Source organism: Streptomyces sp. NPDC043685, assembly GCF_056436585.1.
Genome location: NZ_JBWKCH010000017.1, coordinates 21,464 through 43,786, shown reverse-complemented (window position 1 = coordinate 43,786; position 22,323 = coordinate 21,464). Strand labels below are relative to the sequence as shown.

Annotated in this window: 22 protein-coding genes; 16 read left to right on the top strand and 6 right to left on the bottom strand. The window is 68.7% G+C overall.

What is annotated here, in order from left to right:
* Positions 1-229 precede the first annotated feature (229 nt).
* The gene (locus AC0665_RS37200; protein WP_478706783.1) at positions 230-520 is read right to left on the bottom strand and encodes a hypothetical protein; all 291 of its coding nucleotides are present in this window, start codon (positions 518-520) and stop codon (positions 230-232) included.
* Between the two features lie 265 nt (positions 521-785).
* Here AC0665_RS37200 and AC0665_RS37195 point away from each other — a divergent pair, with 265 nt between their 5' ends.
* Both AC0665_RS37195 and AC0665_RS37190 read left to right on the top strand, forming a co-directional pair.
* Entirely contained in the window at positions 786-3,038 is a 2,253-nt protein-coding gene (locus tag AC0665_RS37195; RefSeq protein ID WP_478706782.1) for a type IV secretory system conjugative DNA transfer family protein, read from the top strand.
* 26 nt (positions 3,039-3,064) lie between these two features.
* Entirely contained in the window at positions 3,065-3,469 is a 405-nt protein-coding gene (locus AC0665_RS37190) for a hypothetical protein (RefSeq protein WP_478706781.1), read from the top strand.
* A 32-nt stretch (positions 3,470-3,501) separates the two neighbouring features.
* Here AC0665_RS37190 and AC0665_RS37185 read toward each other — a convergent pair whose 3' ends face one another.
* The gene (locus tag AC0665_RS37185; protein WP_478706780.1) at positions 3,502-3,969 is read right to left on the bottom strand and encodes a helix-turn-helix domain-containing protein; all 468 of its coding nucleotides are present in this window, start codon (positions 3,967-3,969) and stop codon (positions 3,502-3,504) included.
* Between the two features lie 186 nt (positions 3,970-4,155).
* On the opposite strand from AC0665_RS37185, the gene AC0665_RS37180 reads away from it, so the two are divergent.
* The 9 genes from AC0665_RS37180 (at position 4,156) to AC0665_RS37140 (ending at position 14,383) form a co-directional block, all read left to right on the top strand.
* Entirely contained in the window at positions 4,156-5,283 is a 1,128-nt protein-coding gene (locus tag AC0665_RS37180; RefSeq protein WP_478706779.1) for a conjugal transfer protein, read from the top strand.
* A 49-nt stretch (positions 5,284-5,332) separates the two neighbouring features.
* On the top strand, positions 5,333-5,587 hold the full coding sequence (locus AC0665_RS37175) for a hypothetical protein (RefSeq protein ID WP_478706778.1): 255 nt from the start codon (positions 5,333-5,335) through the stop codon (positions 5,585-5,587).
* 59 nt (positions 5,588-5,646) lie between these two features.
* A complete protein-coding gene (locus AC0665_RS37170; RefSeq protein ID WP_478706777.1) occupies positions 5,647-6,132 on the top strand; it encodes a hypothetical protein in 486 nt (161 codons plus the stop codon).
* Positions 6,129-8,681, top strand: a complete 2,553-nt coding sequence (locus AC0665_RS37165) for an ATP-binding protein (protein WP_478706776.1) — start codon at positions 6,129-6,131, stop codon at positions 8,679-8,681. The genes AC0665_RS37170 and AC0665_RS37165 overlap by 4 nt, the downstream gene beginning before the upstream one ends.
* Positions 8,678-9,304, top strand: a complete 627-nt coding sequence (locus AC0665_RS37160) for a hypothetical protein (protein WP_478706775.1) — start codon at positions 8,678-8,680, stop codon at positions 9,302-9,304. The genes AC0665_RS37165 and AC0665_RS37160 overlap by 4 nt, the downstream gene beginning before the upstream one ends.
* A 2-nt stretch (positions 9,305-9,306) precedes the next feature.
* Positions 9,307-11,400, top strand: a complete 2,094-nt coding sequence (locus tag AC0665_RS37155) for a hypothetical protein (protein WP_478706774.1) — start codon at positions 9,307-9,309, stop codon at positions 11,398-11,400.
* A 3-nt stretch (positions 11,401-11,403) separates the two neighbouring features.
* Positions 11,404-12,189, top strand: a complete 786-nt coding sequence (locus tag AC0665_RS37150) for a hypothetical protein (RefSeq protein ID WP_478706773.1) — start codon at positions 11,404-11,406, stop codon at positions 12,187-12,189.
* 5 nt (positions 12,190-12,194) lie between these two features.
* Positions 12,195-13,406: an NlpC/P60 family protein gene (locus AC0665_RS37145; protein ID WP_478706772.1), complete on the top strand. Its 1,212-nt coding sequence runs from the start codon at positions 12,195-12,197 to the stop codon at positions 13,404-13,406.
* Between the two features lie 611 nt (positions 13,407-14,017).
* Entirely contained in the window at positions 14,018-14,383 is a 366-nt protein-coding gene (locus AC0665_RS37140; protein ID WP_478706771.1) for a hypothetical protein, read from the top strand.
* A 542-nt stretch (positions 14,384-14,925) separates the two neighbouring features.
* On the opposite strand, the gene AC0665_RS37135 is transcribed toward AC0665_RS37140, so the two are convergent.
* A complete protein-coding gene (locus tag AC0665_RS37135) occupies positions 14,926-15,102 on the bottom strand; it encodes a hypothetical protein (RefSeq protein ID WP_478706770.1) in 177 nt (58 codons plus the stop codon).
* Positions 15,103-15,793: 691 nt separating this feature from the next.
* Positions 15,794-15,940 carry a hypothetical protein gene (locus AC0665_RS37130; RefSeq protein ID WP_478706769.1) on the bottom strand — a complete coding sequence of 49 codons (147 nt, stop codon included), beginning with the start codon at positions 15,938-15,940 and terminating at the stop codon, positions 15,794-15,796.
* A gap of 969 nt (positions 15,941-16,909) precedes the next feature.
* Here AC0665_RS37130 and AC0665_RS37125 point away from each other — a divergent pair.
* Both AC0665_RS37125 and AC0665_RS37120 read left to right on the top strand, forming a co-directional pair.
* Positions 16,910-17,209 carry a hypothetical protein gene (locus tag AC0665_RS37125; protein ID WP_478706768.1) on the top strand — a complete coding sequence of 100 codons (300 nt, stop codon included), beginning with the start codon at positions 16,910-16,912 and terminating at the stop codon, positions 17,207-17,209.
* Positions 17,210-17,211: 2 nt separating this feature from the next.
* Positions 17,212-17,994 carry a cyclic nucleotide-binding domain-containing protein gene (locus AC0665_RS37120; protein ID WP_478706767.1) on the top strand — a complete coding sequence of 261 codons (783 nt, stop codon included), beginning with the start codon at positions 17,212-17,214 and terminating at the stop codon, positions 17,992-17,994.
* Positions 17,995-18,218: 224 nt separating this feature from the next.
* Here the strand turns inward: AC0665_RS37120 and AC0665_RS37115 are convergent, their stop codons facing one another.
* On the bottom strand, positions 18,219-18,812 hold the full coding sequence (locus AC0665_RS37115) for a MerR family transcriptional regulator (RefSeq protein ID WP_478706766.1): 594 nt from the start codon (positions 18,810-18,812) through the stop codon (positions 18,219-18,221).
* Between the two features lie 441 nt (positions 18,813-19,253).
* Entirely contained in the window at positions 19,254-19,835 is a 582-nt protein-coding gene (locus tag AC0665_RS37110; RefSeq protein ID WP_478706765.1) for a helix-turn-helix domain-containing protein, read from the bottom strand.
* A gap of 459 nt (positions 19,836-20,294) precedes the next feature.
* Between AC0665_RS37110 and AC0665_RS37105 the strand changes: the two genes are divergently transcribed.
* The 3 genes from AC0665_RS37105 to AC0665_RS37095 all read left to right on the top strand — a co-directional run bounded on the left by AC0665_RS37105 (position 20,295) and on the right by AC0665_RS37095 (position 22,210).
* Positions 20,295-20,522 carry a hypothetical protein gene (locus AC0665_RS37105; RefSeq protein ID WP_478706764.1) on the top strand — a complete coding sequence of 76 codons (228 nt, stop codon included), beginning with the start codon at positions 20,295-20,297 and terminating at the stop codon, positions 20,520-20,522.
* A 114-nt stretch (positions 20,523-20,636) separates the two neighbouring features.
* Positions 20,637-21,320 carry a ParA family protein gene (locus AC0665_RS37100; protein WP_478706763.1) on the top strand — a complete coding sequence of 228 codons (684 nt, stop codon included), beginning with the start codon at positions 20,637-20,639 and terminating at the stop codon, positions 21,318-21,320.
* A complete protein-coding gene (locus tag AC0665_RS37095; protein ID WP_478706762.1) occupies positions 21,317-22,210 on the top strand; it encodes a hypothetical protein in 894 nt (297 codons plus the stop codon). Before AC0665_RS37100 ends, AC0665_RS37095 begins: the two co-directional genes overlap by 4 nt.
* Positions 22,211-22,323: the final 113 nt, after the last annotated feature.

Genomic DNA, 22,323 nt, shown 5'->3' with positions numbered 1-22,323 from the left:
GCCACCGCTACGCCCCACAAGGGCGCGAAGCGCCCGGCCCTCGCTGCGCCCCGGAGGGGCGAGGGCGCGAAGCGCCCGGCCACCGCTACGCCCCACAAGGGCGCGAAGCGCCCGGCCCTCGCTGCGCCCCGGAGGGGCGAGGGCGCGAAGCGCCCGGCCACCGCTACGCCCCACATGAGAGCGGCACTCTCGCCCCGTCCAACGAGCCACTGTCGAATGACGCCAGCGGCTATGGGCAACTCGCTGGCGTCTGCTGCGCCTCTTTCGGTTTCACGACGGCACCCGGGCCGAGGGTGCGCCGGCTTCTCTGGTCGGCCAGCTGCGCGACGTGCTCGACGTCCTTCAGGAGTTTGGTCCGCTCGGTTCGCTCAACGAGCAGAAGCCGCCGGTCCGCGTCCGCCGACGGCGTGCTCCTGGTGGTGCGGGTCGGCGTCGCGGGGTGCTCCTGGCGGGACTCTCCCGTGCCTGCTCCGAGCAGGGCTCGGTGGAAGAAGCCCCGCTTCAGTCGAGCGCCGGTCATGTCCCTGGATCAGACGGCCGGCGGGGAAACGCCCTCGATGGCAAAGGTTTTGTCGAGGGGTACGGAGCGGCCGGCCATCGCTGCGCCCTGGAGCTCCCGGGCGTGTGTGTCGTGCTGCTCCGAGCATCTGGGGCGCTGTGGGGGTGCCCGCTGGCTTGGTGTCCCCTCCTGAGCCCTCTCGTGCCGCTCAGCGGGGGCACAGGAGGTTGGGAAGAAGGCGACCCCTTACGGGAAGCCGCCGCGGGGGGCGGCATAGGGTCTGCGCATGCATGGGGGATATGTAGAACTGGCCGCGCCGTGGGACGGGGTGGTCGACCTTCCCGGATACGCCCTTCCCGGTGGCGGTGGTCTGCTGCTTGCGCTGGTTCTGGTCGCGTACGTCATGAACGACCGCGGCGGCCGGGGAAGCGGGCCGAACAAGGAACTGAACGCAGCGATTGACCGGGGCGCTCGAACTCTGGCCCGCACGATCGGCCGGTACGTCGCGGGGCGGGACCTGCGCGGGGAGCCGCGCACCACGGCGACGTGGTGGCGCTCTGGGGTCGTCGTGGACGACTCCGGCGGGCCGGCTGCAGCGATCGGCGCCGCGCCCACGCTCCGCCCTCCCGCGTCTGCGGTGAGCCTGACGAAGAAGACCCCGGGGGCTGCCTCGCGCGTCCTGCGCGGGGCACTGCTGCCTTTCTTTGCGGTATGGAACGTCGTTGGCAGCATGGGGCGGGCGCTCGCGGCGTGGAGCCGGTGGCCGCGCGCCGCGCGCTCCGCAGTCCGGCTCGCCCCCGTCGTCGCGGCGTGGGCGTGGTGGCGCTTCCCTGAGCCGACCCAACTCGCCCTGATCGGTGCCGGGGTGGCCGTGCTGCTGGTCGCTATCACCGGGCCCGGCGGATTCGGGTGGTGGGAGCCGCGCCGGCCGACGGATGACGAACTGTACGGGCCGGCGCTCTTTGCAGCCGTCCGCCAAATCCTCCGGCTCGAAGAGGGCGAGCGGCGGGAGACGTGGGTGAACCTCTCCCCGGACCTGTCCGCCCATGACGCCCGGATCGTGGTCCGCATTCCCCTGACATGGATGGGCGGGAAAGAGGCTACGACGGCGTTCGATCACATCGTGCAAACCCGCGTCCCTGGCGAATGGGTCGCCCACTGGGAGCGCACCGGGCCGGAACACCACGTCGCGTTCACGCGGAAGCCAAAGCCGGTGGAGCGCCCGAAGCTCCCCGAATTTGTGGACTGGAAGTCGACCGGAAGCCCGTACGAAGTCTTCGTGGGCAAGGCGATTGAAGAGAACGCGATCGTGGACGCGATCGTTTACACGGAGACCGCGACCCCCCATTGGGGCGTGGCCGGTGACACCGGCTCCGGTAAATCGACTGTGCTTTACATCCCGATCGTGCACGGCCGGCAGCACGGCGAACTGATTGACATTCTCGACACGAAACGCAACAGCCTGATCGAAGCTGAAGGCCATTCAGGGGTGCGCGTTCACAAGACGGTGCGATCCTGCATTGCAGCCTTCGCGGAATTCATGGTGTCCATGATGGCGGCGGAAGAAGCCCAAGGGAAGTACGCGAGTGCCATTGCCCGGGAACAATTGATTCCCCGCACGCTGGTGATTGACGAACTCCCCACGCTGATCAAACTCGCCTACACATGGTGGCGTCACGGATTGAACGGAAAGGGTGCCCCGCCCTTCCTCGAATGGTTTTCGATCATTCTTCTTCAGGGACGGTCCAGCCGGCACCGGGTCGTGGTCGGTGCACAGCAATTCGCAAACACGTTCTTCGGCGGCACCATGGAGCGAGCCCAAATCGGAACGAAGATACTCGTCGGACAGCAGGACCGTGTTTCTTGGGGCGTCGCATTTGGGCAGTCCACGCCGGTCATTCAGTACGACACGACCGTCAAGGGACGCGGTGCCTACGCCGACAAGAGGCAGGCCCCGGACGGGGAACACCTATACGTGCGGGAGATCCAACCGCCCTACATCACGCCGCGCGTCTCGGAGCTGCTGCGACAATGTCCCCCGGCGCCCGATTGGTTCGACCGGGGCGAAATGGCGCCGTGGATCACGGACGACGTGCTGAGGGAAGCGGACCTTACGGCCGCGGTCCGCCATTTCCTGCCCGGGGGCCAGTACGGCCCGCTGTCACTCCCCGGTGTCACGCCTGCGACCGGCGGGGGGAGTAGAGCCCTTACGCCCAGCTCAGAGCGTGTTACAGCCCCCAGTGTGACCACTCGTGTGACAGCCCATGTGACCGCTGCGGCGGAGGACGGGCGGCCGGCGGTGGAGGCAGCGGAAGTGGCGGAAGAGGAAGCCTTGCCGTCGACGTACTCCCTTCAGCAAGCATGCGAGGAAGGCATTTTGCCGTGGAAGTACAGCACGGCACGCCAATACAAGAAGCGTGCTGAAGCGCGAGGCATTGCATTCCCCGAAGGGATCACGGACGGGCGCACCACGTACTACACCGAAGAGGAATTGAAGGACTGGCTCACCCGGTATCAGGAAAGCACCAAGAAGGCTTGACCGCACGGGCGGGAAGAGGGCGGGACATGACGGAGGCAAAGACAAGGGAGCGCCCCGCCGTACGGTGCGAGTACCTGAAGCCCGGCGGGTCAGATCTCGCGGCTGTCTTCGAGCGCGAAGGGCGCCGCGCTTTCGTCACCCTCAACGCTGTGAACGGGTCCCTGCGCACCCATGTGGCCGGAGGAAAAAAGCCCCCGACGGTGGTCGGTGTGCTCTATGTTCTACGCTGGCCAATTGCCCCGGTCACCAACGACCGGGCCAATGTGCTGCTGAACGAAATCGCCCCGCGCGCTGCGGCCATCGTTCAGCGAATCAACCTGCAAGCCCCCGGCGGTGTCCTCTTCCCCACCGGTCTGGGAACGGCGCTTGACCGCATTCAGATGGCGTGCGCCGCCACGTGGGACGACCCCGCACGGCTCACCGCACCGTAAGACGGCCCGTTCGAAGTGCGGCCGCGGACGGGTCACCCCATCCGCGGTCTAACGGTTACCTGCTCTGGCTCTCCCGGGTTAAGCATTGCGCGCATATCGTCCTCGGTCCTGCCGAAAACGGAGGACAGCACGGGAAACCAGCGTGCGGGAATCGCTTGCCGCCCTGTCTCCACGTCACAGTAAGCGCTAGGCGTGATCTTCAGAAATCCGGCCATGTCGACCTGCCGAAACCCGGCGGCCGTCCGCAGCGAACGCAGGGACGGCCCCCCGCATTCTTCGATCAACTCCGAGACCGGTACACACAGAAGGGCACAGAGTTTCGCGAGCATGTCCGGCCGGGGAATACTGGCTGACGCTTCCCAGGTGGCGACCGTGCTCCGCGCGCAGCCCAGCACCGCCGCCAGTGCCCCCTGTGTACGGAAGCCGCACCGGATGCGGAGTTGCCGCAGCCGCGCGCCCCGTAGGCGTATCGACAAATCGCCCCGGTCGTTCCCCTGCATGGGCGAGCACTCTAGCGGCCAGCTGTGCGCTGTCCATGGAATGTCACGGGACCGTCCCAAGGGTTCCGGACAGTTACGAACTTCTTTGACCTTCGACTACACCCCGTCTAGGGTCGATCACCTGAACGGGACTGGTTACGGGGGGAGTTGCAACTAATGCCGACGTTGGGGCCAACGGCACGGAAAGTGCTCGGACTGCCGGACCCCGGAGACTGGGAAGCGAAGAAGGCGCGCAGGAAGACGAAGACCACCCCTGCCCCCGCCCCGGTCGCGTTGCCCGCGCAAGCGCCCGCTGTGAACCCGTGGGAGTCCGCCGCTGAGGCCCTTAAGGCGGAGCAGCAGCGCACCGCCACCTCCTCCCCGCCCGCCTCGGCCTCGCAGCCGGCACGCGAGACCGGCGCCCCCTGGTCAACTATCGACGAAAAGTCAGGAAGCGCCGCCCTGCGCCGACTCGGACGCGGCGTGCTGTGGGCCGTGGTCGGCTTGGCCGTGATCACCGGCGTGCGCGCGTGGGTCGTGCCGAACCAGACCACGACGGACAACGACCCGCCGCCCGCCAAGACCGCCCCGGCGTACCCGAGCGACGCGGCCCAAGCCATCGCCGGGCGCTTCGCTCGCGCCTACCTCACGTGGGACGCGGACGCCCCCGAGGCCCGCGCCTCCGCGCTCGCGGCCGTCCTGCCGGACGGCGCCGACACCGAAATGGGATGGGACGGACAGGGGCAACAAGACGTGCTCGCCGTCCAGCCGGGCGCCGTCACCCCCGCCACACAGAATCAGGCCCGGGTCCGCGTGGACGTCCTGATCCGCACCACCGAAGAAGAGGCCACCCCCGCGAAGGGGAAGAAGAAGGCCACCGAAGCCAAGACCGCAGACCGGTGGATCGGCCTGGACGTCCCGGTCGTGCGGACCGCCGGCCAAGTCGTCGTCACCGGACAGCCCGGCATGGTCGGCGTACCCGAGCACGGCCCTAAGGCGCCAGAGCTGAAGGCCCCGGAGACGGACACGTCCTTCAGCCAGCAGACCGCGGACACCGTGGACGACTTCTTCCGCGCCTACGCCGGAGGCGACACCGAAACGGTCACCGCGCCCGGCGCCACGGTCCCGCCCCTGCCGGACGGCATGACCCTGGTCGGGGTCACCTCGTGGACCGCGGACGCGGGCACGGGCGACGACCGCACCGGAACGGCTCGCGTCACATGGCGAATCGGGCAAGCGCAGGTCGAACAGACCTACCGCATCGAACTGACCCGGGTCGCCTCCGCGGACGCTCAGCGGTGGCAGGTGGCCACCATCCATGGGGGCACGGCGTGACCCGTCCGCCGGCGCCCGCTCTCCACTCCATCCCGCACAAGGGGGAAACGTGCACACCTTGACGACGCTCGCGGCTCCGCTCACGGACGGCGGTGAGCTGAAGGAATGGGTCCTGCTGGTCGTCGGCAACCTCTTCGCGGCATGGCTCGCGGTCCGCGCCTTCCGCCACTTCGTCAAAGACGACTGGGGCGGCATGATCACCATGTGTGTGGGCGCGGTCTTCGTCGCCGGTCTGGTCTGGTTCCCCGATCAGGCACAAGGGATGCTCGAAGGCATCTGGGGCATGGTCTCGGGGCAGGCGTAATGCGGGAGGGCACCACCTATACCCGGCACTTCGACTTGGACGCCCGACAGCATGAGCTGTTGGGCGTCGACCTGGGGGAAGGGGCGCCCCGCCGCGCGCTGATCCTGGGCGGCTTGCTCTATCTGTTCTGGACCGGCGGTCTGCTGCTGGTGTTCGGGGTCCCCAACAAGGTGGCCTTCACCCTCTACTTCCTTCCGCCGCTGCTGGTCACCATCTTCGGGGCGCAGCGCAGCCGCAGGAATGAGCGCCGCTGGAACATGACCTATTGGGCGCTCACGATCCGCTACGTGGTGCTCGGACACCGCCCGATCATCTGCGGCGGACGGCGCTCTGCGGCCCGTGTCGAGTGGCTTCCGCGCCGTGCCCGCATGACCCGCCGCGGTGGACTCCGGCGGGAGGCGACCGGCGACGACGCGGCCATGCCGCAGCCGCTCGCGGGCTCCCCGCTCCGGCTGGACGCCCGCCCCCGGCTGTACGGGCCGGATCAGGTCTTCAAAGCCCGCCGGCGCCGCGGCGGCACTACCACCACGGGGAAGAAGGCATGAAGGTACTCCAGCGGGTTGGCAACTTCCTGGGACTGGGGGGTGACCGCTCCGCGGAGCCCGCGCGGTATCTCGCGCTCGCGGACGGGTTGGTCATCACCGACGACCACGCCGAAGCGTGGTTCACCCTGGCCAGCAGCAACACGGACTTGATGAGCGAGTCTGCCCGGGACACCGAATTGGATCAGGCCAGCAGCGCGCTGGCGAAGACGCTCGCCGGGTCGGACTGCCACCTGAAGGTGTTGTGGTCCCCCCTGAATGCTGCGGACTACATGGACGAAGCCGCGTCGCTGTTCACCTCCGGGGACTGGCAGGGGTGGGCGTCGCTGCGGGTGGACCGACTGGACCAAATCTCCCTGCCCACCCGGCATCTGCTGCTGGGCGTGCGCATCACCGACCGCAGTGGGCAGGGCGGTCGGCGCCGTGTGCAGGAAGGCCTGGGCGTCGCGTCCACCGGAGTCACGTCCCGGGAACTCGCCCGGCTGGACGCGATCATGCGGCGGCTCGGGCGACGGCTCGAAACCACGCCGTGGCGAGCGCAGCCGGCCGCGGTCGAAATGGTCGCGTGGATGATCGCGCGGGAGCAGCACCGGGCCACGCCCCTGCCCTCCCCGGCCCGCGGCGCCATCACGGGCGCCAAGTTGGCGGCGCTCACCCGGGGGCGCATCCTGCCCTACCCGGACCATCTGCGGGTGATGGACCGCACCGGCGAGCCCGCCGCATGGGTGTCCATCCTGACCATGAGCGGGTTCCCGGAGCGCATGGAGTCCCCCGGGAACGGCGAGTGGCTGCGGATCCTGAGCGAGATCACCTACGTTCCGGACGTGGACGAAGACGCCTTCGCGGACGACGTCGACCCGGCGAGCCTGATCCTGCCCGTGAGCCCCGAAGCCAGCGTCCGCTTCCGAGTCCTGCCGAAGCGCGACGCAATGAAGAAGGCGGACGAAGCGCGCCGGCTCGCCAAGGAACAGCGCCGCTCCGCCTCCCAGCACTCCGCGGAGGACCCCGGCCGGGCGGTCGAAGAGACCGAAGCCGTCATGGCGGACCTGATCCGCGACATGGGCCGCGAAGACGTGACGCTGGTCGAAGATCACCCGCGTTTGATCGTCACCAGCACGGTGGGGCTGGACGACCTGCGTGCCCGTGTCGATGCCGTGATTACCCATTACGGGGGACTCGGGATCGAAGTCGGGGTGGGGGAGGAGGAGCAACGGGAGCTGTGGCTGGAAGCGCAGCCCGGCGACCAACTCCGTGTGCCCGACGTGGGCCACACCCGCGACGTGACCGGGCTCGCCGGGTCCTGGTGGTGGGGCGGCGCGAAGGTGGGCGAGCCCGGGGGCCCCATCGTCGGCTACCTCACCGGCTCCACGCCGGGGCTCTTCCGCTACGACGCCACGATCGGTTCCGAGAAGGGCGACGCCACCACGACCGCGTTCATCGGCCGGTCCGGTCGCGGCAAGACCACCGCGATGATGCTCGCGATGCTGGACGCGGCCTTCCGCGGTGGCTTCGTGCTCGCGCTGGACTTCAAGGGCGACCTTGGCGGGGTCGTCGCGGCCGGGCGCCGCTACGGGCTGAACGCGCACCTGATCGAGACCGGCCCCCGCTTCGCTGGCGCCGCGGACCTCTTCAAGCTGCTGGACAAGGAGGGGAGCGAACGGGCGCAGATCGAAGTACCCGCCCAACTCGGCATCGCCATGCCGCCCCACCTGCGCGCCCGCGGCGCGGAAACCCCCGTCCAGCACGCCGTGAACGCCGTGATCACGGAAGGGGACCCCGCCACGTGGAAAGTGGTGGAGTACCTGCGCCGCTCCGACGACGAATTGGCCCGCGAGACCGGCGAAGCCCTGTACGAACTGAGTCAGACCGGGATCGGCGCCCCGTTCATGGGCCGCCCGGCCGAAGGGGGCGCCCCGCTCACCCCCGAGCCCGGCATTTGGGTGGTGCAGATCCCGGGCCTGTCCCTGCCCGGTGCCTCCGACGACCGCGAAGACTGGAACGTTCTTCAGCGCATGTCCGTGGCGCTCATGCACTCCATGCTGGCCTACGGCGTCACCACGGCCGGCCGTAAGGATCTGCGCGGGCTCCGCAAGGCGGTGTGCGTGCCGGAAGTCCACGTCCTGACCAGCACCAAGGAAGGTGCGTCCTTCCTCGAGTACATCGCGCGAGTTGGCCGCGCGCTGTCCACGGCGCTGTTGCTGGACACGCAGGACCCCGAATCGCTCGCGGCGCTGGTCGGCGTGGTGGAGCAGTTGAACACGGTCGTGGGCTTCCAGCTCACCAACAGCCGGCAACAAGACGCGCTCGCGGAGATGCTCGGACTCCCCTCGGGCCGCCACACCCGAACCCTGATCCAGTCCATCGGCCTGAATCCGGACGGCGAGATCCGGCACGGCCACTGCATCGTGCGGGACCGGCGCTTCAACTCCGCGACCGCCCAATGGGACATCCCCACGGTGGAACTGCTGCAACTGCTCGACACCACCCCGCGCGCCGATCCGGTCGACGCCCCTGCCGGCGACGTCCCCGCCCCCACGGAGGTACCCGCATGATCCGCCGCACCGCCGCCCCCGCCGTGCTGCTGCTCGCGGCCGGGCTCGCTCTCACTGGGTGCTCCGACAACGGCAACGACGCGGGCAACGGCGACGCCACCCCGACGAAGGACCCGACCGCCGCAGCGGTCGCGGTCGCCAAGGAGTACCAGGAAGCGGCCAACGCTCTGGACTGGCGCCGTGCGTGTGAGCTGTCCACGAAGGCCCTGCGCCGCGGCACGGTTGACCAGTGCGCCGCCCGCAACGTCGGACCCGAGACCGCCACCCCCTCCGCCCCCGCGTCCGAGTCGCCCACGGCCACGTTCTCCCCGCCCACCTACGCGGACGGGTCGACCCCCGAGCCGATCGAATCGACGTCCGCGAGCGGGCCGGAGCGGGCGGAGACCGGCCCTGTGGTCGTGAAGGGCGACCCGGTCAAGGTTCCCGCCTCCGAAGACCACCCCGCCGGGTACGGCGTGCTGCTGACCTTCACCGTGACGTGGCCGGACAGCACCAGCACGGACCGCCGGGCGCTGCGCCTGGTCGCGGAGGGCAACGCGTGGCGCGTCGACCAGCACGAAGACGTCCAGGACGGCGACATGGGACACGGCGACCCGGTCACGGCCGCCCTGTCCGAGGGGTAAGCGTGCTGCTGATCAGACGACTTCCGCGGCTGCGCACGATCCTGATTCCGTTCATGTTCGCGTACGTCACGCTCATGGTGACCGCGGGGCACGCGCACGCAGCCGACATCGACCCGGTGGGCATCGGGGACCTGTTGCCCTCCCCCGACAACAAGGTCCCCGAAGGCGAAGGGACCCTGTACGAGACCTACGACACCCCGACTCTCTGGCAACTGGACAGCGACTACGGCAAGTGGGACATCTTGGACCCCATGGCAGAGATCATCGCGGATCTCGTCATGGGCCTGCTCGTTGTCGTGGGACAGGCGTGCGTGGTCATCGTCCAATGGATCTTCCAACTGACCACGCTCCCGGAGCTGGAGAAGGCACTCACGACCAGCATTGGGGGCGCAGCCGAAGGACTGTCCGCCACGCTACTGCCGACCGCGCTCGCCGTGGGTGGCTTCATTGCCTTCTTGAAGCAGAAAGAGGGCGGCGGCGGGCTCGGGCAAATTGCGTGGGTCTTCGTCGCCGGCGTGGTCTCCGTGAGCCTGTTGCAGAGCCCCCAAACCTGGGTCGACGGCGTCGACTCCACCCGTCAAATCGGCTCGAACATCGCCCTGAACGCCACATCGGACGGCATCGGCGCCGGGAACCAGACGTACCCCTTCAAGTTGGACCATGAGCCGAAGTTCACCGGCAACGGGCGTGACGACATGCTGCGCAAGAGCAGCGATGCCGTGTGGCGCGGCTACGTGGCCGGCCCGTGGTGCCTCGCGGAATTCGGATCATTCGAAGTCTGCGAGAAGTACGGGCCGCAACTGCTGGAAGTAGGTCCGTCGCGGGAAGACCGCAAGACGTTCTTGCAGCAGAACATCACGAAGAACACGGTTGGGGTGGACTCCGAAGACTGGGTTGAAGGTCACTCGCCCGTGGGCCGCATCATGGTCGTGGTCCCGGCGTTCATCGTCATCGTCCTGTTCGCGGCTCTCGTGCTCGCGCTCGCCTTCGCCTCCCTCGCCTCCCTGTTGGGGGCGCTGATGCTGTTGGTCGTGGGCGTCTTCTTCGCCTGCATGTGGGTGATCCCCGGCCGCCCCCGCGAGTGGGGCAAGCGCTGGTTCGACTACCTCGTGGGGTTCTGCCTTCAGTCCTTCATCGTGACGTCCGTACTGGGATGCGTGCTGGTCGTCCAAGTCGCCACCACGAACATGTTCGGGGTGTACGGGTGGGCGCCGTCCGCCGGGCTCAGCATTGCGACCGCCCTCATGGCCTTCCGCTTCCGCAAGATCGTTGAAGCGATCGTGGGCGTGAGCGGCAACATGACCGCGGGCGGCGGAATGGTGCTCGGGATGCTGATGTCCCGCGGCATGAACCGCCAGCTCCCGCAGGGCGGCGGCGGCAGTCGCCGGCGCCGCGGCATCGGCCTTCCGCCCATCACCCTGCCTCGTCGCCGTCCCCGGGGTGGGGGCGGCGGGGGTGGTGGCGGTGGTGGCGGCGGCGGTCCGATCCCCTCCCCGGGCGGCGGAGGCGACGACGATGGCGTGACCATCACGCGCGTGCCCTTCCGCCGCTCCGCACCCGCACCGCTCCCCGCGCCGGGCGGCGGGGCAGGGGGTGGCACCGGGGACAGTCCGGCACTGCCCGCGGGCACCCGGCCGGACGGAACCACGAGCACGGTCACCCGGCCGGACACGGCGATCCCTCGCCCCTCCGCGCCGGTCACCCCCTCCCGCCCGCGTCCTGCCCTCCCGGCGGGCGCCACGGCGACCGTGGACGGCGAGCGGGCAGGCGCGGCCACGCTCCCGCCCGCCTCCCGGCCGGAACTGACCCCCACCGCAGTCACCCCCGGCCGGGCGCAACCCCAACAGACCTTCCGGACCGCCCCACAACCCGGAGCCCCCGGACCCAAGGTGATCGAAGGAAAGGTGATCCGCTCCCGGCCGAATGGTCCCCCGCCGCGCTCCTCCGCGCCCCGGCCCAAGACGGGGATTACCCAGCCTCCGCCCCCCGCGCGGGCCGCAGCGCCCGCAACCCGGCGTCCGGAAACCGAACCAGCGTCCCGCCCGACGCCTCGCCCGGCGCCGCGGGACGTCCCCCGGCCGCGTAACGAGGGATAGGCCATGGCCAAGGAAGAGGAGAAGACTCCGGAGGAGTGGCGGGAGCTGCTGCGCGCCACCTACGACTATCCGGAGGAGATCGAAGACGAACCACGCCGCCGCCGGCGGAGGCTGCGCCGCACCCACCGACAGGCGGAGCGCGAGCGCACCGCGGCGTGGATCGCAGAGCAGCGGCGCCGCGAGTCGCTGCGTCCCGTCACGGCGCTGGTCATCGTCGGGGCGGTGCTGCTCGCGGGCGTGCTCTCGCGCTACGGGCCGGACTGGTTCGGGGGAGGGGAGGACGGATCGACCGGCGTCACGGCGTCCGCCTCCCCCTCCCCGTCGACCGAGCAGGATGACAAGCCGGCCGCCTCCGCGAGCCCGACCGCCACCGGCTCCGCCTCCCCGAGTCCGTCCGTATCCATCGACCTGAGCGACCCGGAGACCGTGGCGGAGGAATGGACCCGCCACTACCTCACCCGGAACCCGCCCGAGGACGAAGACCACACCGCGGCAGTGCGCAGGGCGGCCCCGTGGGCCATGCCCGCGCTGACGGAGAACCTGGCCAACTCCAGCGATCCGGCATGGGAGCGGCTGGTGAGCCGGGGCGGAGTCGCCACGGTCTCCGCGGTCACGGTGAAGCCCGCCGGCGGTGACCTTCCGCCGGACACCCCCTTGCGGGTCTGGCGTACGGTCACGGCCACGGTGAAGGTCGCCGGATACACCGACTACACCGAAAAGCCCAACCTTCAGACGGAGTTGACCAACTCCGGCGAAGGGTGGCGTGTGTCCAGAGTCGTGGGGGTTTAGGGGGGTTGGACGGACGCGACGCACTGAGCGCCGCCGCCAACGTCGGGGGCGCCGCACTGAAGGTGAAGGCGGGGGTGGCGCTAGGTGTCGCCTTCCTGGTCTTCCTTTTCTTCGTCGGAATTCTCGGGGGAGGAAGTGCAGGAAAAGCCTTCGCCGATTCCTGCGGGGACCGCGGACAACCCGGAGCGGAGTTGCCCGGAGGCGAGGGCGACACCGGAGCACAAACCCCGGGTCCGGAACTCCGTAAACAGCAGATAGAAAACGCAAAGACAATCGACGGAGTGGCCGAAGAAGGCGGACTGTCCGGTCGGGCAACCCTCATCGCCCTCATGACCGCACTGCAAGAATCCACCCTTCTGAATATCGACTACGGCGACCGCGACTCAATCGGCCTCTTCCAGCAGCGCCCGTCTTCCGGATGGGGCACAAAAGACCAGATCATGAAACCGAAGTACGCCGCATCCATGTTCTTCTTCGGAGACGAAGACGGAAGCCCGATGGGACTCACCGACATAAACGGGTGGGAATCCATGGAGCTGTGGAAGGCCGCAGCAAAGGTGCAGCGCCCCGCGGAGCAGTACGAACGGCTCTACGCCGGACAGGAACAGCCCGCCCGCGAGATTGCCCGGGAAGCCGGGATCGACCTTGACCGGCAAGGCGAGACAACCGGCGAAACAGCAGGCCAGACAGGGGGAGGCGCCGAGGAGGACGATGCGGCCAACGGCGACGACGGCCCCGGGGAGTGCTACGAAGAGGACGGCGCCGGCGGCGGCAAGCCCGGCGAGCCCTTCCACGACGGAAACGCCGATTGGCCCGCCTATGTCAAAAACCCCCGCTCCACGGCGGACGCCATCGCATGGGCGAGAAAGGAAGCGGAAACGGGCGGCAAGGATTGGTATCGTATGTGCCTCGCCTTCGTTGCCCGCGCCTACGGCTGGTCGTTCTCCGGCGTCCAATACGCCATCGACCATTACAAGTCCATGCCGGAAAGCCAAAAGCACGACAAAGACCGGAATCCGCCCCCCGGTGCACTCATGTACTGGGACACGGGACAACGTGCAGGCCACGTCGCCATTTACCTGGGTAATGGCATGATCGCGAGCAACGACATTAAGCGGGTCGGGTATATCGACGTGGTGCCCGCGACGGATATCGAAACGAAATGGGGAGCAACCTACCTCGGGTGGGCTCCGCCGTATTTCCCTTCGGGCGGATGAACGGAGAAAGACGCATGATCGACCCCGAGACCGTCCCCCCGGCGCCCGTATACGTGATCACCCTCGTTGCGGGCGGAGCGAGCATCAACGGCGAGCCCGTAGCGGTCAGCTCCAGCGACCCGCAAGCGGCGCGCATGGCTGCGCTCGCGGAGATTCGCGTGAAAGCCGCGTATGCCGGTCGGCCGGTCCGGGTCCTGGCCAAGGAAATGGACGGCTCGGCGTGGCCCATGATTGTGGACGCGGACGGGAACGTGACCACCCTGAACGCCCCGCACCCGACGCCGGAGCCTGCCCCACACCAGGCGCTCCCCACTCCTGCCCCACACGCGCCAGCACCCCATGCCCCACACCTGGCGCCGGCCACCTTCCCGCCCGCGTCCCTCATGCCTCACACCCCCGCGAGCCCGGCGCCCGCCCCCGTGCCCCACACCGCGGCCAGCCCTCAGCCCGCCCCCGCGTGCGCCCCGCCGCCGCCCGCCGCCGCGCCTCCGGCGCCCCCTGCTGCCTCACAGGCGGCCGCGGAGTGGGCGGCACCCCTCCCACCCGCCCATGAGCCCGCATTGGCCCGCGTACGGGCCGCAGAGCAAGGCGGAGACCTCCCCGCTGCGGTCGTGGCCGCAGACGAACTAGAGCGAGCTCTGGAAGCGCAGTACGGCCCCCTGCACCCCTACACGGTGAACGTGCTCACCCTGCGGGCCATGCTGACGGCCCGACAGGGCGTCGACTGGTACGAGACCGCAGAGCTACTGATCACCACCGCCATGCGCCGCGCCGACGCCGGCGCCCAACCCGAGAGCGAAACCACCCGCGCCGTACACAACGCCCACGGGGCATGGCGCATGCTCACCAAGGAAGATCCCGAGGGCGCCATGGAGTTGTGCGAACCCCTGGTGAAGATGCTCGCCCACTTCGGGGAGGAAAAACGAACCCAGCACGTTCTGAGGTGGGTTGATAAGACCCGCATGGGTTCCCAATAGAACGAGCCCTCCCGACGTATGGGGAGGACGGGGCGCTCCCCGCATAGCCGCACGGAAGACCGGGCCGGGCTGGCCGCTGTACGGGCGTCTGTCGGCCGCTGCTCGCCCGCGCCCCCCTTCCCGGTCTTCGGAAAGGACACGACGCTCGTGCTCCGCTCCAAGGACGTGGAGAAGGTGACGACAGGCCGCACGAAGCTCATCACGCGGCTGTGCGAGAGTCACCCGGACGACCTGGGGGAGCAGCGTCCCCGCTCTCCGTCGGCGCGTCATCTGAGTGAGGCCGCCGAGCGCACAGGCGTTCCGGCGGCCCCCTCGAAGTGTCAGAAGGCTCCGCCTGATCCGGGCATACCGCGGATTCGTTGCACCCACTGGGGGACAACCTTGCGGTGACCTGCGGATTTCTATCAGCAAGCCGGTCGCCGAGAAGGCGATGTCAGACCCTCCCCTTACTGTTCGGCATACAGGGGAGGTGCGGACATGCTCCAGGGAGAACGAGCTCTTCATGTGGCGGCCGGACGCCCCGGAGGGCGCCCGGCCGGGGGTCATCGCTTGATATGGACGGTGACCCGAATTACGGCACCGCTCACGATGCCGGCGGCCGCGACCGCGACCGCAGCCTCCTCGCTGCCGATGAGGGCAAGGACGAGGATGGTGGCGAGCGTCGCCAGGGTGGTCACGGTGGCCCACACGTAGGCGCGAGCCGAGGTCTCCGTACCCACTGGGGTACGGTCAAGGGACGTCACGGGTTCTGGCTCCTTACGACGGAACGGAAGCCCGACGTCAGGCGAAGGGGAGGCCCAGCGCGAAGTAGCTTTCTGAGGGCATCACTTCGCAGGGCCTCCCTTCGTCGTCCGAAGGGGCGCCGGATGGCTCGGCCACTCTATGGGGCTCCACTGACACCCAGACCCGGCGCGAGGGACGTGTCCGCACCGCCGACGAGTTCTCAAGGGCAGTCCCCATACCTCACACCTCTGACAATGGAACAGCTGCGAAAACCGCAGTTCAGAGGCGGTCTGCCAGGAACGTGCAGATTCCACCCACCGCTACCTCTATGTAGTGCAGATCACGCCCTAGATAGTCACAAATAGGGATTTAACGTTCGTGCCGAACTTGGCGCCGACGTGCGTAGGCGGGGTGTCGGTGTCGCGTGTCGGTGTAGCCCTCAGAGGCCATGACCGAGTTCTGATGGGTGAAGTGCGCGTCGGAGGTCCCCAGCTTGCATGCGCCTCCCTGAGCTGCAACTGAACCTTTCGCCCGTTGGCTTGAGGATCTGCCCTCGAACTGCGGGTCGCTGATGAGGAGCATCGTCTCGACGTTGGTCTCCTCGCTGTCGAGGGAACGCTCCTTGCCAGACAAGGGGGCCACTCACAGAGATGCCGTTCTCCACGAGGTAGACGTTGATCTCCTCGATCAGTCCCTGTGCGGCTCCTCGGCGAACAAGTACTCCTCCTCGAGGAAGATGAAGAGCTCGACGCTGTTCTTGATGGGGACGGCGGACTTGCAGAGGGCCGTACCGCTCTGCGGCAGCGTCGCGAAGACGAAGTCGACCTTGAACACCTCGATCTCGTACTTGCCCGAGTGGACGTCCGCGGCCTGGCCGTCACCGCAAGGGATCGGCCGAAGCAGCCACGGGCTCAGCGCGGCCGTGTTCCTCGTACGTCGCCGACGCTCGCTGAGTGACCGCGGAGGGCGCCCCGGCCGACGCCGCTCGGCACCGGCACCTACTGCCTGGGCGAGTCCTGACCCTTGGTCGCCGCACTCGTGATCACAACCGTCTGGCCCACACGCGATGCCACGGCCCGCACTGGTCGGTGCGAGCCTTTTCGTGTGCGCAGAGCTGTTCTTCCCACTCCGCCGCAGACACCGGCTTCAAAGGAGAGCGCACTCAAGGGGTTCTCACAATTCGAACTGCGCTCCTCCGGATGAGGTGAGAGCACCCTAAAAACGGAGGGAGAACCCCTCCAGTGAGGGGTTCTTACACACCGCTAGCCGAAAACCCCTACGCAGAGGGTCTTTCACAATCACGCTTGGTGTTTCCTAGTCAGCGCTGAACACACGGCTTTTGGGAGCCCTCGCTCAGCACTGGCCGGCGGCCTATCGGGGGTGGCTCCCCCGACACGGCCCCGGCCCATCCTCTTCGACGGCATCTCTGATGATGCCGCACCAGAAGGCCCCGCCCCAACCATCGGGCGGGGCCTTCTCCGTCCCAAGGCACCCCGCGCTCCATGGCACGGCGACGGCATCCGGGGCCTCCGGACATCGGTACTCCTGATTCCGCATATGCGCTGTCAGGAGCCAACTCAGGCTTTGTTCATGACGGCACTTCGGATTCTCGTTTCAGAGAAATCCCTCACCACAGCACGAATTGTGGTCGGGTCACACCGATGGCGTAACATTCACGCTCAGCCGGTGACGGACTGTTAGCCGCAGTCCGGATGTCACTGGTCAGAGCGAGGTTCCCAAAAAACACGCGGTCGGGCTTCGGACATTCGATCGAAGCTCGACCGCCTCTCGAAAGAGATACGTGTGTTCACCGACGTCTACGTCGCGGTCATTCTGATCTTCGGGATCGTCCTGGCCGCAGCCTGTTACGCCATCCGCCGCCTGGAGACCAGGCCTGCCCGGATCGCTTCCGCTCTCACGGCACTCGCCCTCCTCGTCGGAGCGCTGGTGCCGGTGGTGCGGATCCTGACCGAGTCGGCGGCTCCGCCGGCCGGGGTTGTCGCCCCCGCCCCTCCGGCGACCACCGTCTCGCCGACGGTGCCCCCTGCCTCCGAGCCGGCCGTGCCCGGTTCGGCGGTCACGCCTCAGGGTCCGGTGAAATGACCATGGGCTACGCCACAACCAGCCGAAGGACGAGCGAGGCCAGGGCCATCGCTGACTTCTTCGCCCTCCACGGACTGCCGCCCTTCTCCGCAGACGCCCTCACCGAGGTCTCCCGTCTCCGCCGGCGAAGCCGCGGCCGCCCTCTCGTGCTCCCGGTCGCGAAGTCCGCCTTCTTCCTGGTCGACGGACGCGTCTCGGAACTCGTCCAACCCGGCAAAGTCCGCCTGTGGCGCGAGCTGATGCTCTTCGAGAGCATCAGCAGCACCGCCGGCTTTCCCGGTACGTACGAGGAGAAGGTGAGCACGAACTCGAAGAGCATGATCTCGGGGTCCACCCTGTCCCGGTGTGTCTTCGTCGAGGTCCCGAACTCCAAGCTGAACGCACTGGCGACGACCGACCCCGCGATCGCCCTGATGCTGGCGCGCATGGCGGCCAAGCGGCACGTGCTGACGGAGCGGCTGTACACCGCGAGCCGGGCAACCCCGGCGGCGCGGGTGGCAGCCGTGCTGAACTACCTGGCCGAGCCCACGCGGAGGAACGTGATAAGGCCCAGGAGCGAGGACGGCGTCCTGGTCATGACGACCACGGAAGAGCTGGTCGCTTCGGGACCGAGCCAGGCCGATCTTGCGGACGCCCTCTGCTTGGGTCGGGCAACCGTCGAGAAGGCGATCGCCGAACTCAGGCAGTTGAAGGCGCTGAGATCGTTCGGTCCCGGGGAACGGGCCAACCGCTGCTACCCGATCGAGGATCGGGACCTTCTTCGGGGGATCGCCCTGGGCGGGTGAGGTAGCCGCCGCCTGCATGGCGCAGGGGTTGGTCCGACGGGCGAAGGCCCGCACCGGTCGGTGCGGGCCTTCGCCCTTCCCGGTCTGGGTCAGTTCGTAATGCCTGAGGTGTGACCGCCAGGTCACGACGAAGTCGGCGGCGCAGCCGTACCGCGTGCACGGGTCCACGAGCACCAGCGTGCACACGTGGAACGGTCACACCTCTTGCACTACGGCGGCGGTCCCTAGGTCTGGCGAGCTTGGTTCAGAAGCCGCTCCCAGGTCCGGGGTGATCCACCGTGCTCTTGGGCGAGGCTGGCAGCGATGCGGCTGATCGGAGCTCCCGCGCCGGCAGCGAGAGCATCGCTGGCTGTTCGCAACCGCGGATCACCGGCGTACGCGTGGGCTTTACGGGGCCCCTGCTGTTCGCCGGCGCGGCGTCCACCTCCCTTGCCCTGCCCGAGAGGGTTGTCGCGACGATGCTCGATCTCGTGGCGCCGCCAGACGCGGGCGCCATAAACGGTCTCACCACGTGAGAGGTAGCCCTGTCCGGCGTAGGCGCGGACAGTGCTCGGGTCGACCCCGAGGATGCCGGCGGCTTCCTTGTCGTTCAGCTGGTCGTCGGGATCTTCCTCTGCGACCAGGTCAGGGACGGGCTTGCCGTGGAGGTAGGCCGTGGCTTGTTCCAGGTCGTAGATCAGGAAGCGACTGCCAGGGAAGAGGCTTGGTACGTGCTGACGAAAGGCGGGGGCATCGCGCCGGCGCCATGTAGCCAGAGGGACTCCGACGCGTTGAGCGATGTCGGCCTCGTTAATGACCGGACGGCCTTTGGGGATCACTGCGTCCCTCCTCGAAGGGACCCTGTTGATGCCATGGCGCCCCTGTATCCTGGTTGAGGTCCCAGCCGCTTTCGCCGGCCGGGCTGTTGGTAGTAAGGGCCGGTGGTGTGCCGGGTCGCTCCAGGGCGACTCTCCACCGGCCCTTTTTGCGTGGGCAAGCCTGCTGCGACCTTGATCAGCAAACGGGCCGCCAGAATCAACCTTACAGCACTTAGAATCTGACGGTGAGCGGTGCCGTGCGCGCCAGACCGCAGTCGGCCCCACGCTCAACCCCACTTCGTTCTGCAGGTGGGCGGCTGAGGGAGCTCTACAGGGAAGGTCGGCCCGGGTCACGCCCGAAGGGCCTGGTAGCCAGCGAGAACAAGGCGCGGGTCGAACGACTCGCGCAAGAGAAGTCGCAGGAGATGGCACGACCGTTGACGAGGTGGCAGCCGGTGGGCGTCAGTCCCAGCGCGGCCACCAGCGGCGCCGCTTGCCCGTGGCGGGGCCGTGCGCGGCCTCCCCTGCCTCCATCGGCGCGGGTGCCGGGGAGGGAACGGCAGACGCCGAAAACGGTTGTGCGGGCTGGGGAATGGCCGCCCGCTCCGGGGCCGGCGTCAGGGCCGCAAGGGCGCGCTGCAGGTCCTCGATGTGAGCGGCACGTTCCTCCAGTCGCGCCTGGAGGTGCCGGGCTTCGGCCTCGGCGAGCTTACGGGCGTTGCGCTCGTCGGCGAGCGCCAGGGCAGTCTCGTGGCGCAGCCGCTCCAACTGGGTCCGCAGCGCCGCCGCCGCCTCGTCGGGAGCGGCGTCCTGCTGCGCCCCTGGCGCCTGGTCACCGACTGCCTTCTCCTCGGGTGGGGCAGGGGCGTTGAGCCGGAACCCGGCGGCGAGCAGGGCATCGACGGGAATGAGCCATCCGCGGTCCTCATCGAGCTCGGCCCCGGGCAGCTCGCCGGCCTCCCGGCGGCGCCGGATCGTCGTACGGCTCACGCCGCACGCGGCGGCGGCTTCACGCTGGGTCAGCAAGGGGCGAGTGGTGCTCATGACTCCGTATCCTCCCCGGCCGCCGTCTCTGGCAGCAGACCGACGCACAGACCCGCTCCAGCAGGGCGAGGCCGCAGGCGTTCGGCTCGCTATCAAGTCCTCGAGGCTGCATCACCTCGTCTGGTGAAGCTGTACCTCATCAAGGAGGAGGGACTAGCGGAGCAAGGACTGGTCAGCCCAGCCGTATGCGCAGGTCAGGCCGCTCAATGCCGTCCACCTGCTGCTCAGAGTCAACTCGTGACCGTTCAGCGTCGCCTCCTCCGCCCACCTATGTGACGAGGAGCACAAAAACATCAAAGGTGCAGCTCAGGCCGGAGTTGCGTGGCTAACCCCGCCGTCAACGACCCTGGCGCCGCCCTGTCCCGAGCCTCTGACCGAGACGCAAGGGCTGAGGAGTCTCCACGCTCCGCACTCCATCGCACGCGAACTGCCGCGTGCCTGATCCGAAAGAGGGGCCTCGTGTCCACGCTTGCTCTTGCCGTTCTGCTGATCGGCATCCTCGTCGGTCTGGCGGTCGTCGTCGGCCTGGGTTACCTCGTCTACCGCCACCCGGCCCTGAAGACGCCGGTGACCGTCGGCTTGACCGCCGCCGGGATCCTGGTCGCCCTGTTCATCGGGGTCGCGCAGGCCACCCAGCAGAACGGGAGCGCCGGCCAGGGGAGCGCGGTGACGCCAACAGGGCGTTGACCAGCTGTGGTCGGGCTCATGGTCGGGTACCGGCGGCCCGGGGCAGGCTTGCCCGGGTCGTCCGAGGCAGGATGCTCGCTGTGTCCCCGGCCTTGCTCGCCTAGGGTGACGCGCATGCTGATTGCCAGCTTGAAGCCCAGGACGATGGGCGGTACGACGAACACGGGCCTCTTGGCCTATGCCCTGGCACGGGCTGGCCACCCCGTGACCTGCTACGACGCGGACGAGTCACTGCAGCTGTCGGCGTGGGCGCGCGATGCCGGCGACTTCCCTTGCCAGGTGCACGAGGCGGACACTCCGGCGTTCGCGGAAACGGTCTACCCGGAGATGGACCACGACCGGATCAACGTGGTGGATGCCGGGCACGCCGAGAATCACCCGGACATCGTGGACTCGGTGTTGGAGGTGGCGGACCTGGCCATCGTGACGCTGTCGCCCACGCAACCGGACTACGAGCGCCTCACCAGGCCGGAGCGCGGCACCCCGCTCGCCAAGGTGATCAAGAGGTCCGCCGCGTTGCGGGAGAGCGGGCAACCACCGGTGACGGTCGTACTGCTGAACCGCTGCCAGGCCGGGGCAGCCAGCCCGAAGAAGTACGCCGATCTGCTGATGAACGGCGGCAAGGACGGCACCGATCCGAAGTGGACGGTGCTGTCTACCCGGATCCCAAGGCGCGAAGCCATCGCGTCGGCGGTCGGGTTCCCCTGTGACAAGCCGGAGCGCAAGGCGCCGTTCGACGCACTGGTCACCGAGCTGACCCAGCTCGGGCACCTGCCGGAGGTGAAGGGAGGAGTATGAGCGACGAGACGTCCCCCCGTCGCCGGGACCGGGTGCGTGCTTTCGTGCCCGAACTGATCCCCGAGCCCGCCGACCTGGAGCGCACCGGTCCGCTGGATGCGAAGGAACAGCAGCAACTCGAGCGGATCCATGCCGCCCGCGACAACCACCAGGCCGCGAAGTGGATGCGGGGCAAGGCCCTCGATGCCGCGTTCCGTCGGCGCCTGTACCGAGGCGAGGACGGGCAACGCACCCGCCAGCAATACTTGGACGACGAGTGGGACGGCATGAGCGAGTCCGCCGCCTACCTGGAGATCAAGGAATGGCCCCTGGCCGCGCAGATCGCCAACACCTTCGAGCGTCCCGCGCCCGACTCGCATGTCCGCGCCCTGGTCGATGTCGCCGAGAAGCAAGGGCACGAGCCTGTCGCCCACTGGTACGCCGAACTACGCCGCCGTGGCCAGCAGATCGGACGCCGGGTGACCGCCGACGTGGTGGCCAACCTCGCGGACTTCCTTCGCTCGGGCACCGAGCCGGACCGGCTGGAGTCGCTGTTCGTCCCCCGCCAACTCCCGCCCGCCGACGCCAAGTCGCCCAAGCCCGCCGCCCCGGCCGGGCGCGCCAAGCGCGGGGCCGGCGAGCCGGTCACGGGCACGGTCGTCACCCACGGCCATGACGGGCCGGACGGTTCATTCCAAAATTTTGGAATGAACCGCGCGGACGGCACTGGGCCGGCCGGAGAGTCGGGCCAGTGGACGCTGAGCGCCCAGCACGTCGACCGGCTCAGCACCTGGATCGCGGACGGAGCGAGCACGGCCGGGCTCAGCCCCGACCACGCCGCCGACCTCCTTCTGCAAGCACTCACCGACGACACCTTCCAGCACTGGATCGCTACCCGCGCTCGGACGTAGCGCAGTCACGCGCCGGATATCGCGGGCGGGGGGGGCCCCCCGAAGGGGGGGCGCCCCCCCCCCCCCAAACGGCGCGTCCGCCCCCCCATGTGGGGGCGGACCCGGGCGACCGG